24 protein-coding genes are annotated in these 11,372 nt (G+C 58.5%); 11 read left to right on the top strand and 13 right to left on the bottom strand.

The window, feature by feature from the left end:
* Positions 1-150: 150 nt before the first annotated feature.
* From HZR81_RS19850 to HZR81_RS19815, 8 genes are all read left to right on the top strand, one after another.
* Positions 151-387, top strand: a complete 237-nt coding sequence (locus tag HZR81_RS19850) for a hypothetical protein (protein WP_500129051.1) — start codon at positions 151-153, stop codon at positions 385-387.
* An 11-nt stretch (positions 388-398) separates the two neighbouring features.
* Positions 399-707: a hypothetical protein gene (locus HZR81_RS19845; RefSeq protein WP_019406403.1), complete on the top strand. Its 309-nt coding sequence runs from the start codon at positions 399-401 to the stop codon at positions 705-707.
* Between the two features lie 19 nt (positions 708-726).
* Positions 727-909 (top strand): hypothetical protein, encoded by a 183-nt coding sequence (locus HZR81_RS19840; protein WP_019406404.1) that lies wholly within the window; start codon positions 727-729, stop codon positions 907-909.
* An 11-nt stretch (positions 910-920) separates the two neighbouring features.
* Positions 921-1,115, top strand: coding sequence for a hypothetical protein (locus tag HZR81_RS19835; protein WP_500129050.1), 195 nt, complete (start codon positions 921-923; stop codon positions 1,113-1,115).
* Positions 1,116-1,125: 10 nt separating this feature from the next.
* Positions 1,126-1,401 carry a hypothetical protein gene (locus tag HZR81_RS19830; RefSeq protein ID WP_019406406.1) on the top strand — a complete coding sequence of 92 codons (276 nt, stop codon included), beginning with the start codon at positions 1,126-1,128 and terminating at the stop codon, positions 1,399-1,401.
* 88 nt (positions 1,402-1,489) lie between these two features.
* Entirely contained in the window at positions 1,490-1,840 is a 351-nt protein-coding gene (locus HZR81_RS19825; RefSeq protein ID WP_019406407.1) for a hypothetical protein, read from the top strand.
* An 11-nt stretch (positions 1,841-1,851) separates the two neighbouring features.
* Positions 1,852-2,181 (top strand): hypothetical protein, encoded by a 330-nt coding sequence (locus tag HZR81_RS19820; protein WP_125869313.1) that lies wholly within the window; start codon positions 1,852-1,854, stop codon positions 2,179-2,181.
* Between the two features lie 88 nt (positions 2,182-2,269).
* Positions 2,270-2,575: a hypothetical protein gene (locus HZR81_RS19815; protein ID WP_100218732.1), complete on the top strand. Its 306-nt coding sequence runs from the start codon at positions 2,270-2,272 to the stop codon at positions 2,573-2,575.
* Positions 2,576-2,692: 117 nt separating this feature from the next.
* Here the strand turns inward: HZR81_RS19815 and HZR81_RS19810 are convergent, their stop codons facing one another.
* The 6 genes from HZR81_RS19810 to HZR81_RS19785 form a co-directional block, all read right to left on the bottom strand.
* Positions 2,693-3,277 (bottom strand): DUF262 domain-containing protein, encoded by a 585-nt coding sequence (locus HZR81_RS19810; protein ID WP_019406409.1) that lies wholly within the window; start codon positions 3,275-3,277, stop codon positions 2,693-2,695.
* A 62-nt stretch (positions 3,278-3,339) separates the two neighbouring features.
* Positions 3,340-3,540, bottom strand: a complete 201-nt coding sequence (locus HZR81_RS19805; protein ID WP_019406410.1) for a hypothetical protein — start codon at positions 3,538-3,540, stop codon at positions 3,340-3,342.
* Positions 3,541-3,659: 119 nt separating this feature from the next.
* Positions 3,660-4,067, bottom strand: coding sequence for an antitoxin Xre/MbcA/ParS toxin-binding domain-containing protein (locus HZR81_RS19800; RefSeq protein WP_500129049.1), 408 nt, complete (start codon positions 4,065-4,067; stop codon positions 3,660-3,662).
* 310 nt (positions 4,068-4,377) lie between these two features.
* Complete coding sequence (locus tag HZR81_RS19795; RefSeq protein WP_500129048.1) at positions 4,378-5,109, bottom strand: hypothetical protein; 732 nt, start codon at positions 5,107-5,109, stop codon at positions 4,378-4,380.
* 37 nt (positions 5,110-5,146) lie between these two features.
* Positions 5,147-5,830 carry a hypothetical protein gene (locus tag HZR81_RS19790; protein WP_500129047.1) on the bottom strand — a complete coding sequence of 228 codons (684 nt, stop codon included), beginning with the start codon at positions 5,828-5,830 and terminating at the stop codon, positions 5,147-5,149.
* Complete coding sequence (locus HZR81_RS19785) at positions 5,827-6,360, bottom strand: hypothetical protein (protein ID WP_500129046.1); 534 nt, start codon at positions 6,358-6,360, stop codon at positions 5,827-5,829. The genes HZR81_RS19790 and HZR81_RS19785 overlap by 4 nt, the downstream gene beginning before the upstream one ends.
* 215 nt (positions 6,361-6,575) lie before the next feature.
* Between HZR81_RS19785 and HZR81_RS19780 the strand changes: the two genes are divergently transcribed.
* Positions 6,576-6,839: a hypothetical protein gene (locus tag HZR81_RS19780; protein ID WP_019406416.1), complete on the top strand. Its 264-nt coding sequence runs from the start codon at positions 6,576-6,578 to the stop codon at positions 6,837-6,839.
* A gap of 48 nt (positions 6,840-6,887) precedes the next feature.
* Here HZR81_RS19780 and HZR81_RS19775 read toward each other — a convergent pair whose 3' ends face one another.
* From HZR81_RS19775 to HZR81_RS19745, 7 genes are all read right to left on the bottom strand, one after another.
* Positions 6,888-7,157 carry a hypothetical protein gene (locus HZR81_RS19775; protein WP_019406417.1) on the bottom strand — a complete coding sequence of 90 codons (270 nt, stop codon included), beginning with the start codon at positions 7,155-7,157 and terminating at the stop codon, positions 6,888-6,890.
* An 81-nt stretch (positions 7,158-7,238) separates the two neighbouring features.
* On the bottom strand, positions 7,239-7,679 hold the full coding sequence (locus HZR81_RS19770; RefSeq protein WP_040138017.1) for a hypothetical protein: 441 nt from the start codon (positions 7,677-7,679) through the stop codon (positions 7,239-7,241).
* Positions 7,676-8,098 carry a hypothetical protein gene (locus HZR81_RS19765; protein WP_500129045.1) on the bottom strand — a complete coding sequence of 141 codons (423 nt, stop codon included), beginning with the start codon at positions 8,096-8,098 and terminating at the stop codon, positions 7,676-7,678. The genes HZR81_RS19770 and HZR81_RS19765 overlap by 4 nt, the downstream gene beginning before the upstream one ends.
* Positions 8,095-8,352, bottom strand: a complete 258-nt coding sequence (locus HZR81_RS19760) for a hypothetical protein (protein ID WP_040138021.1) — start codon at positions 8,350-8,352, stop codon at positions 8,095-8,097. The genes HZR81_RS19765 and HZR81_RS19760 overlap by 4 nt, the downstream gene beginning before the upstream one ends.
* A gap of 422 nt (positions 8,353-8,774) precedes the next feature.
* Positions 8,775-9,188, bottom strand: a complete 414-nt coding sequence (locus tag HZR81_RS19755; RefSeq protein WP_044316241.1) for a hypothetical protein — start codon at positions 9,186-9,188, stop codon at positions 8,775-8,777.
* Between the two features lie 83 nt (positions 9,189-9,271).
* Positions 9,272-9,586, bottom strand: a complete 315-nt coding sequence (locus HZR81_RS19750) for a hypothetical protein (RefSeq protein ID WP_125869314.1) — start codon at positions 9,584-9,586, stop codon at positions 9,272-9,274.
* 244 nt (positions 9,587-9,830) lie between these two features.
* Positions 9,831-10,205 carry a hypothetical protein gene (locus HZR81_RS19745; RefSeq protein WP_040138028.1) on the bottom strand — a complete coding sequence of 125 codons (375 nt, stop codon included), beginning with the start codon at positions 10,203-10,205 and terminating at the stop codon, positions 9,831-9,833.
* A 209-nt stretch (positions 10,206-10,414) separates the two neighbouring features.
* Here HZR81_RS19745 and HZR81_RS19740 point away from each other — a divergent pair, with 209 nt between their 5' ends.
* On the top strand, positions 10,415-10,702 hold the full coding sequence (locus tag HZR81_RS19740; RefSeq protein WP_040138030.1) for a hypothetical protein: 288 nt from the start codon (positions 10,415-10,417) through the stop codon (positions 10,700-10,702).
* 31 nt (positions 10,703-10,733) lie between these two features.
* A partial coding sequence (locus tag HZR81_RS19735) for a DUF1173 family protein (RefSeq protein WP_500129044.1) occupies positions 10,734-11,372 on the top strand: 639 nt, incomplete at its 3' end.

Below are 11,372 nucleotides of genomic sequence, written 5' to 3'. Positions count from 1 at the left end.
CAGCCCGCTTTCTCTGGAAGGGAAGAACATGACGACTGCCATTAGCCCATTGCCGAGCAGAGGAGGGGCGGCAATCACATAGAACCGGGCGCTTGGGTTTGTTGAGACGGATGAGATGCTTCAACCGTCAAGCAACGAAAGGAGCCACCGATGTTCACCATCAACGCACGCACACTCGACGGACGCTGGAAGCCCGAACTCGGCGCACTGCAGGGTAGATCGTGCAAGCATCACTATCACGAGTGGGGCAGTGAGCATCAGAATGAGGTCAAGTGCCTGTTCGTCCTGGGCTGCGATGACTGTTCCGAGACGCTGGCCATCCTCAGCGCCGACCGCGTGGCCGGCCTGCTGAATGCGGCCCGTACACCAGCCACCTCCGTTGAGTAGGAAACCATCCGATGACCAGTAAACGACCTGATTACGAGGCGCTGGACGCCCTTGGCTACCCCTACAAGCGCGAGGCGTGCGTGGTTGGTGAACTGCCCTTGGCCGAACGTCGCCCTGCGCTCGACGCAGCGATTGCCTCTGTCAGTAAATCGTTGGGCTTGCCAGAGCTTAAATCGCTGAGTTATGGACTCCCGGTATTTGCGGCCTTCGGTCTGAATCGTCGCGAAGCGGGCCGACATGAGAAGGCCAATTTGCTGCTGACTCAGGGCGCAGATTTGAGCCTGGATTTCGTCCCGGCATATACCTCTGCAAGCATCTAGGAAATCAGGAGCACACGGCATGACAGACAAAACAGCAGCAGAGGACGCGCTCTACCCGGTGTGGTTCGTTGAAGAGCGTCAGCTTAATGGTGATTGGCTCGCTATTGATCGAGCGGATGACCAGGACGAGGCTGAAAGGAAATTGAGCCACTTCGAAAACAATCTTCCGGGCACGTACCGCCTTCAACGTTCGGACTGGTAGGAAACCGCCAAATGGATAACGATCTGGCATACATCGCAGTAACGTCCTCCGGCTATGTCGAGGGGGCTTGCCTCATCAGCGCCGAGGACAGTCAGGCTTGGGTCAATGAAATGGAATGCGTCGGCATGGCAATCCAGCAAGTACCTATGGCCGAGGCCAAGAAGATGCTTTTTACCCAAGCTCCACAAGCCACTCTTGAGGCATAGGAAATCGGACATGGCCACGCTGACCTTGGCCCTCAAGGGTGAGTACTTCGACGCGATCAAGGCAGGCAACAAGCCAGAGGAATTCCGGCTGCGGACGCCGTACTGGCGCAAGCGTCTGGAGGGCCGTATTTATGACCGCATTGAACTGACGAAGGGCTACCCAGCACGCGCCGATGAAACGCGCCGGCTGTCTCTGCCCTGGAAAGGATACCGCGTGACTACTATCACGCATCCACACTTCGGCGCAGAGCCGGTCGAGGTGTTCGCAATCAACGTAAAGCTGTAGGAAAACTACCGCCGATCATCAGCCCGCTGCGTGCGGGCTTTGGCAGTACCAGGGCGCGTTTTTCGCGTCCGCGAAATCGAGATTAGGTATGAGCGATCAGACAAAACACTTGGCGGGAATTCTCATTTTCACCGGCCAGGTAGCAACCGCCATCCGCATGTACACCGCATACAACCAAAGCGGCAGCGATCTGGAAGAATTCGCACCTGAAGACGTTATGTTCCTCTCGGATACGTTAATCAGCTTTGAATTCATGGGCGAATACCTTGCTGCTGGTAATGTCTCGAAGGTCATCAGCTACTGCGACAGCATTGCTCAGTCCCTGAAAACATACATAGGCAAACCGGCGTTTGTGCGCAATCCAACGGTGAATTTGCAGGCCGCGATTAATCACCTTGCGGCGCTGAAATCGACGTTTACCGAACAGCTCGCCAGTTGAGGGAAAACGCCATGTCACCAGCAAAGCCTGAGCAGCAGCACCAAGAAGCGGCTAAGCAGTTCTTAGCGAATAATCTAAGCGCCCTGTGCCAAGAACTGTATGCCTGGAAATGTCGGCAGGAGCTGCCGCCAGGTGGCTTCTTTCATAGGCTCACCGTCCTCTGCGATGTGTATGTGGTCAGTGACGATGAATACGGAGCTGCCCGTGAAGCAGAAATGCTCATTGAACAGGCTGCTTTGCTCTATGGTGCTGGCTCGCACTCATCCCCAGAAGAAACCCATGAACAACTGCGGCGCGGGCTGTATATCAGCCTTGGTCCAGTACCACCAAGGGGACTTTAGGAAAACCATTACCAGTCAGCAGGTCGGGCTTCGATTAGCGTGTAGCGGCAATTGGCCGTTCCAACCGAACCGAGTAGGTAGACAAAGCATGGAAATGAAATTCCGCACCACATCCGGCGCAATCGTCAATGCCAACCCTTTGGCTGATTCCCCCGGCCCCGTGAGCCTTCCTGATCCGGGTGCTGAGCGTGGCGTAGGCCAGGTGGAGCCCGCGCATCTTCTGCGCAAGCAGATCGAGCGCGTGATTCGTGAATATGGTGCTGATCCAACGGAAGCCGCACTAGCCGTCTGCGTCGTCCTCGATGGGAAACTGGGGCTGGCTGAGGATGGCTACTTCGACGATGACGAAACCGTGCTTAACGCGATACTGGCCAAAGACCAGGCCGACGACTGAACTGTCCATCTAACCGCGTCGCCGAACAGCGCTTCTGCGAACCGACGCCCATCTGTGCGAGCGAGTCGGGATTACCGGCGCTCCACTACATAAAGCGCCTGAGCTGAAGCCACTTGGTTAGCCAGTCGCGCCGTCAGTTTGGGCCTCGGCCAGCAGGGCGCGCACGCGGGCAATTTCCTCTGCGCTATGAGGCGTTCCACCTGCGTTCAAGGCGAGGTACTGCGACAGCAGATCCGCACGCTTGGTGAAGCCGTGAATGGCCACCTTCATGCACATCCGCTTCGGGGAAAATTGGGTACCGGCTAGCTCGTTTGCAGTGAATCCGAACGGTTTGACATTGCCTTTGACGAACTCGGTAACAGCGGTGTAGCGCTGCAGGCCATCGACGCACTGCAGGCCAACCGGCAGATCCGACTCAGGATCAGGATCACCCCATTCCGAGCAATTGAACTGGATCAGAAATGCGCTGGTGGGGACTACAGCGCGGAGGCAGTTTTCAATGAAGTGGCGCTGCTGCTCGGCGGACCAAACATGGCCCCGCTGGAAATCCGGGCAAAGGTCTAGTCCACCATAATCTATGGCGAGTCTGGCCAATGAGCGCTCCAGGTCAAACCAGCGATAGTCGGCCTGCCACTTGGCCGCGTGCAGAGGCTGAATGATGCTGAGCAGGTGCTGCTCAAAGTCGGTAATTACACGAGACATGGTTCTTCCTGCGGATATTCCAGGCAAAGCGGGGAGCTTGAATTATGTCGAGATCGACCGATTCAGTCTTGTTCACAGAAGGAATCATAGGCCGACCCGACAGCATGCAAGAGGTGCCCCTTCGCCATCAGATCATCAACACGCAGCTTCAGCGCATCAGCCATCTGTTGCGCCGTCACATCCTCGCCGTCTTCACACCTGGAGCCGGAGACGCTGAAGGCGATGGTGTAAGCGTGATTGTAAGTGCGGGCTGCCTGAGTCATTACATGATTACCTGAGCTGTTTGGACTGAACTCAGATTCGCATGAAGCGCCGCTAACCCAAGCCCGAAAGAGGCCGGGCCAGCTTCGCAGTGGCCGCAGATGCTGCCCGGCAGAGCGGACTATCGGGCGCTTCGGATCAGGGAGACGGTCAGATGGGCCGCGCCGTTGTCGTGGTGAAATACTTCTGCGGGCCTGTGCCCGCCCAGCTGCTCGCTCGGAGTAGCAAGCCACTGATCAGCAGCTTCGGCATTGCCGAGAACCGCCTGCGCCAAAGCCAACACGAAAGCCAGCTCGAAGGCGACATAGCTTTCCTTCTGGCCCAAGCAGGCCCCCTTCGGGCGGATCTGGCGTGCATACGCAGCCAGGGGCCGACTAGCTGACAACTGATCGATCACCGACGCCGGCAGACCGTCGCCTACTGCGCGCAACACCTCCCTTTCAGGGATGTCCACCGGAAGACCGGCAATGTCTTCAAGCCGCTTTCTGTAAGTGCTGTAAGTGTGTGCATCAAATGCGATATCGAGCATGTTCAGGCTTCCCATCCAGAGAGATAACTTTCACTGGTATCGACAGCCTTGCGCTCATCCGAAACGATTTCTTTAATGATCCGATAGGCGGCAAGCCTGCCTAGAACCGAGCAGGCGAGGGGGTCAAGAGATGGCCGCTCATATGCCACTATCAGCTGGGCCTTCCACTGAATGCCAGAATACGCCGGATTAGGAGGCAAGCCTTGGCCTGCTGCAATTCGGGCTGCGCGGTATGCACATCGCCATGCTGCTCTGGTGCCGCTGTAGCGACCCAAGCTGGGTTTTCGTGGGAAGCACATAGGAAGCCCCCTCAGATACATGCAAATTTGCGTATGGAGCCTTCCAGGGTGCCAGTCCACACCGCCCCGGATTTCATGCCTTCTCCGTGATAGACGTTGAACTGCTGGCCCACACGAATACCGTTGGGCACGCATGCACGATGCACAGTCGGGTGGCCTTCGATATCGAAATCCTGGTACCCGTGCTTGTCGCACACCAGGCGCACGCTGAGCAGCTGAAGGGAAGAATCGTTGCAGCGCGCCTTGTGCAGCAGCGCGCGGGCCTGCTCGGCAATCAGCGCACGTTCGGCCTTGGCCGCCTCGGTGCGCGTGGCGTAGGTGAAATCGCCGGGCGCTCCCGGCTCGTCGCGGCGCGGGTCGGACACGATCCGCCACATGCCGTCTGCATAGTTGCGACTGACGCAGCCGCAACCACCTTCCGGCCACACGATGTTCCTGACGTACCATCCGCCCTTACGCCACGCACTGAACATCGGCACCCAGTCGTCATCTTCGGCCAACGCTTCGGTGAAGTTGAAGACTCCGCAGCGGATAACTCGTGCCGAGTCCGGGGCAAACAGAATGCTGAACTCAAGCAGACTGGATCGCCCGTTACACTCGGTCTGGACAAAGCGCACGAGTTTGGCTCCGTCTTCTCGCCACGGCTCGACGGCAGTAATGAGGTAGCCAAAGTCTGTTGAGCAATACTGCGTTTCAGCAGCCGCCAAGCGGGCGGATTGAACAGTGATATCACTGATGGTCATGTCGTAGTCCTGGGGAAGCGGGGGAGATGGCTTCAGGCTACGGCCAGGCCCGCAAAACCCAAGCTGCTAGGGCCGCTTCAAGCTTAAATGCCGGCGTATTTTCTTCGGGCCAGCCATGTCCCATGTGGCCTTGGTAGGGGGGGGCCGCAGAATTCGGAGAAAAACGTACGCTAAGCCATAGGGGTTGAGGTGTAGTTGTCAACCCATCCCGGACAATGGGTTTGGTACCGCCATCTGCCGGCTCAGCGCCTTCCCCGAAGGTGAATGCCAGCACATGCGTGCACTGCTCGGCTACGAGCCGGTTGCGTGCGAACATCGCTGCATAGCCTTTGCACTCGGCCTGGTAGGTGCATTGCGCGCCACCGAGGATCGCTTCCTGGATGTCGGCTAGCGTGTCTCGCCGGATCGCCCGGCTGAATTGCCTGTGGTAATGGTTTGCTGCACCGCCGCTGGTGCCATTGCCACCGGAAAAACTCGCCTCGAATGGCGCAGTAAGATGCAGTGTCAGGCTGGCGGATAAGCCCTCATTGAAGGCCCAGACTGCTGCATGATCGGCCCACGCAGCACCGCCAGAAACGAGATGGTCGCCGGGTCGCACATAGAACCTGACCGCACGGCAAATGAACTCCCAGTGGGAAATATCCATTGGGAATTGCTTATCGCGCCCTGCGGTGCCGATGACCGCGATCACCCGTTGCATGCCGGCGTGGTGCTCGGTCATTCCACAACGAACAGCGGGCCGGTGGGCGACTCCGTGCGTGTGAGCGTCACATCGTTCTCCAGGCGCAGCAGGATCTTGTCGCCCACTTTGAACAGCGAGAAGGCCATAGCATCATCGTCGAACGATACATGCACACAGGGAACCTCATCAGTTCCGGTCACGGGGTTGGTGTTGACCTCGGCCACGACAGAAATCATGTCATCTAAGGCGCCATCCAAAGCGCCAACGGTGAGGTAAACCTGACCATTTACGCCTCGCTGGTCCTCGATGTCGATCTGATGCGTAGCCGGCCTGGCCTCGCCCTCGCCGTAGGCTTGCCAGTGCTTGACCTGAACCGACTTGAGCGGGTGCATGGTAACGAACTCCCAGACGCCGGGCATCCCGTGGACCGCAGCGCCACGGACGAAGCGCACATCGAGGCCGCTGTACTCGGCCAGCAGCTCTTCATCGGTCCCCTCGACGAGTCCGACAATCTGGTACCCATCCTTCGCCTGCTCAAGGGCGGTACCGAATTCGCAGATAACTGCCATGCTCTTATCCTCGGGGTATGCTGGTTTAGATAGCCACAGCTTCGCACGGTGGCCATAAAACCCAAGGCGCAGCCCCTTTGCTCCGGCCACTTAGCACTAGGAACTTATTCCTGGCTGGGAGCGGGTCCGCTGCTGGTCGGCAGGAAGTGATGCCCCTATGCTGGCACTGGCGGCGTGGATTTCCTGCGCTGCCGGTTCACAAGCGAGGTAATGGCATGAAGAAAGAAGAGCTGTACGATCAGTTCGCAGCCAAGGCGGTCGATGCTGCGGCGCGAACGGCGTTCGAGATCGGCCTACAGCGTGGGCACGAGCAGGGATTTCAGGAAGGCTTTGAAGCCGGCACGCTGGTTGGGTTCGTGGCAGGGCTTGAGTCCGTGAAGGGTGCGATCTCAGACGGCACGCGCAATGGCTCCTCCGAATGCGCCCGCGTTCTGGAGAGTTACAAGCGGCTGGGTGTAACTGGCGACGATGAAGAGTGACAAAAAAACCCCGCCTCGGCGGGGTTTTTCTCGCCTCAGAACTAAGCGTCAGCAGAGACGGCAGGATTGGCGCAGATCACGGCCGTCAATGGCGGCATCAAGCACGTCCAGAGCGGCCATGCCGGTGCACCAGAGGTGGCTCGCGCGCTTTGCCATGTCCTCGATGGTTTCACGCACCTCGATCAAGTTCTTTGGCTCCGGCTCCATCCGTATGCGCTTGGTAGCTACAGCGAGGCGCACGGCCTCATCCAGGCCGTAATCCGCATAGGGATGCCGGATGACAGGCAAGGCGTCCAGGCTGGGAAGTGTGGCATTCATCTGCGAAACCTCGTTTTCAGCGATCTTTGCTGACTACCATAGCTCTGCACAGGGCAAACCCAAGGGCAGCAGTCATTAAGCTCAACCTTGATGGTCATCGGCAGTAACGCGCTCGATCTTGATACCAGCGCCGGTCAGCGTCGTGGGGGCGTCATAGGCAACACCCCCCATCTCAGGCCACTTGCGCGGCTCGCCAGCAGAAATTACCCCCTGAGAAATGGCGGAATCCCAGGCAAGACGGTGGCGCATTTGCGTGAACATGTCCCAGAGCTGGTCGCCGGTCGCATGCCAGCCCACGCCGCCACTCTGGTTGGGAGCGAAGCCCTGTGCGGGCTTGGTGATGGCCTCTACCGCACGGGTGAGTTCATAGCCGTTGATCATCTCCCCGTCGCGGTTGCGCAGGTAATCCAACGCCATATCCATCTGACCCATGACCAGCCGACTGCAGGTTTCGGTCGCACGGCACAGCAACTGCAGCTGCTCGCGGGTGAGAGTGATCTGGTAGGTTTCGGCGGCGTTCACTTGGTTGTCCCGATCAGTGCGCCGGGGCCAACGGCGATCCAGTTTGCCGGTAGCGGATTGAGCGGGCAGGCGTCGCGCTGCACGTAGGAGTTCACGTCATAGGTGGTGCGCACCACATCCACATCGCCCCGGTGGAATGTGACCAGTATGCCGCACTCGTTCAGGTACAGCGTTTCGTTCTCGACGCCGTTGCTGAGGTTGAAACGGCCATGCCATAGGCCAGAAACGAGGGACTGCGCCTGTCCTGCCTTATCCACACTGGAGAACTCAGTGTAGACCTTGGCTCCCGCCCCCTGATAGAACTGCACGTAATGTCCCGGCGCGACGGGGAAATCTACTCGGGGGAAGGGTTTGCTCTCTCCGCAACCGGCGAGAAGAACCGTCGCAAGCCCGATCACAGAAGAAAATACCCGCCTCACTGCAAGCTCCTTCCCTTTGCTCCACCCAAGCGCCGCATCCTGATGGCGCTGAGGATCACCGACACAACAGCGAATCCAAGCGCAATCAGCATAAGTGGGCGACTAGCTGCCAGCTGGCCGCCGATCTCAGCCATCGGCGAGCCAACGAATGAAAAGACAAGACCAACACCCGCGATCAGGGCGAGCGCGAACGCGGCCTTGATATTGATCATCAGCGCATCGATCTGCAGACGCTCGCTTTTTGACTTCCTCATAATCCATCTCCAACGTAAGCCGCTTACAGTGCATCAGGTTTAGGCATCTCGGCCCTGGGAACTTCGGCCATCGGCGCCCCGCATACTGCGCATAGGTAACCGCCGTTTGGGGCTCCTTTGAGCCCTTTAGTCGAAACACTTTCCCAGCAAGCAGAATATGGCTGATCGTTCTCGCTGGTTTTTTCTTCGCCTTGGTGACCGTTAGTGCAAGCGAAGTAGCGGTAGGTCCGCATCGTCATGGCTGTTTTCCCTCATTTACGGCCGGTGCGCTCGATGCTCAGCACGTCGCTGCCGGTCTTGGCAGTACACAGGGTTTGGGTCGGCTCAGTCATGTCGATTATGGCTCCTTTCGAACAGGCGCCGCCGTAGTCCCGGTAGCAACCATGAGCGGGTGGTCCGCGCTAGAACGGACGCGCATGGCCTCACACTCCTTCGCGAGTCTTCCCGTGGTTGATCAACCGCCACTTGGCCATCGCAGACTCTTCGTCAACGGCGCTAAGTGCGCCAACAATCTCACGATTGCCCAGGTACTTGCGGATTTCATCCGCCGTCCCTTCCCAGGCCATGAGGTTGCCGGTGTAGTTGCTGAAGACTACGCAGTAGTTCTTCTCGGCAGCAATTGTCGCCGGGTGTGGCTCGCCAGTAACCACCCGGAGCGCGGCTCGTAGGTCAGCCAAGAGTTCCGCGATACCTTCCTGCTCCGCGTCATCCTCGAAGCCCTCAATGAACCGCTCAGCTTTATGCAGGGCTGACGTAACTACCGCTACCTCACCGGCTACATGGGTCGTGAATCGCGCCGATACAGGTTCGGCGTTCTGGCTGATTACTTCGTTCATGGTGTCTCCGTACTGAAGTGGCGGGCACTTCGATAATCGGTGTTGCGCTGAGAAACCCAACTTGGCGAGGCAATCCACCTGCCTTAAACGGCAATAACGCCTTCATGCACGAGCGCGTTGTAGGCAATACGCAGCAACGGCAGATGCTCAGCCACCGACATCTCGGTATCGAGTTCTTCATAGGCGTTGAGTCCTTCCCACCAGGCTTGGAAAGACTCGAATGTCGGGAAGCTGATTACTTCGTCATCGAGCATGGTGGTGATGCTGGCTTGCATCACTTCGAGGCTTGGCGCCGGCGTGTCGGAGCTGGGGAACTCCGTTGCCAACCGATCCATCGCTGCGCTGTACTGCTCTTCAAATTTGGAGTCACTGGCTTCTGCAGGCGGTGCTGCTGGCACCTCCTCGAAGAAATGCCGAATCGACAGAGGAACCTATGTCATGGTGTGCGGATAGCGGCAACCTACGAGTCCCTGTCCTGCCAACACAGATTGCGCGTGCATTTTCTCCGGGACGCTGCAGCTGGTTTTGATAGCGATAAGCGAATGACTCATGGGGCGGTTCCTCGGATCGGGGAAGAAGATGACCCCATGTTGTCAGTGACTGCCGAAATCCCAAGAATCCTCGCTCCGCGCCACTGGCGAGCTAGAAGGCCCCGGTCCAAAGACTCTGGTATCGACCGGCGTCGTACTCGGCCATCAGGGCGTCGGCGGTGACCTCCGACACGAGCACATCGCCGCAGATGCCGCGAGTGTGGTCCAGAAAGCGCAGGCCGAAGAGAGGGCGGTCGGTTACCGAGCATACATCCTGAGCGATTATTTTCGCCTCGATCTTCTGCCCCTCAGGGGAATAAGGGCGTTTCGTATTGAACGCCAGAAGCCAGGCGTGAATCTCTTCGGATTGAAGAACGCGCGGGTCGCCGGATTCAGACCAATATTCCCCCATAGTTGCGTTCCAGCTGTATGCGATGCCGTTGAGCTGAAGCTGCTCAAGACCGGGGATGTGTGTCTGACGTGCCATGTGGTAGCTCCTTCGAGAGTAGAGGCCTGATAGTGGCCCGCGCTCAGGAGAACCCAACTACCGCACTACTCACTCGCATTACCGTGACGCCAGGTCGTGCCTAAACCGACAACAATCCTGCAGGATTAGAGGATTATTGCGCTGAGGTTTCCCAGAGAATAAGCGAAGCCGAATTCCGTTCGGCCCAACTAATTCACTGGAGGAAGCCCATGCAACGCATTCTCATCGTGGCGGCTGTCGCCACGGCTACTGCACTGCTCGCCGGCTGCAGCGAGGACAAGACCACCGGCTATGCCTGCCTCGGGGCGGATAATGATTCCCTGGTCGAGACCATCGAAGAACACTGCAAGGCCGGCGACGCCATTGCGACCAAGCATCCCGCCTACTTCTGCGACTTCAACTATGCCGTTACCTACAACGGCTTCAACTCGGCGCTTTGCATTTACACAGGCCAGCAGGCCACTGAGCGCGTCCAGGCGGAAAAACCGGGGAGTTAATCTCCCCCTCAGTTGAAATCCGAGGCTTGCAATGGTCGATCATATCTTCCCCGTCCTGATCGGGGACAAACGGTACTCAAAGGAATTTCAGACTGCCGAACGCTTCGCCGCGCATTGGCAGCGCGTGTTGGCTCAACACTACGGCCATTCACACGGTACCTGCTGTTGTCCTGGAAGGGGTGACCGAAAGCTGGCAATCAAGCCTCGGGCGGGCACCTACCACCTGGCACGATTCCCCCTGACCGGGTACGAACACGCCAACGAATGCAGGTTCTATGCGCCTGCCCCCGAGCATTCCGGGATGAAGGGTTACGACAAGGGCGTGGTGGAGGAGGGGGATGATGGACAGCTGCGGATCAGGCTTGCACGCGGCATCAGGATTCTCCCGGCCAGGGAAGCGGCTGATGACAGCGAGCCTGCTCCTTCCCGCCCCGGTGCTCGCAAACCTGCGATGACTCTGCTGGGCCTTCTGCATCTGCTATGGCAGGAATCACGGCTGAATACGTGGTACCCGGCGATGGCAGGCAAGCGCAACGCATTGGTAGTGGGCAGTGCCCTTCGCCGAGCAGCTGAACGCGTCGCAACGGACAGGCTGACCATCGCTGATGTTCTGCTGGTGCCTGCGCGCAAGGATGGAAAAGGCGCACTGGCCAACCAACGGGTAGCCGCA

It is taken from the genome of Pseudomonas sp. LM13 (assembly GCF_041381355.1).
GTDB classification, from domain to species: domain Bacteria; phylum Pseudomonadota; class Gammaproteobacteria; order Pseudomonadales; family Pseudomonadaceae; genus Stutzerimonas; species Stutzerimonas frequens.
The sequence above is the reverse complement of the archived record's forward strand: the minus strand, read 5'-3'. Positions and strand labels throughout refer to the sequence as shown.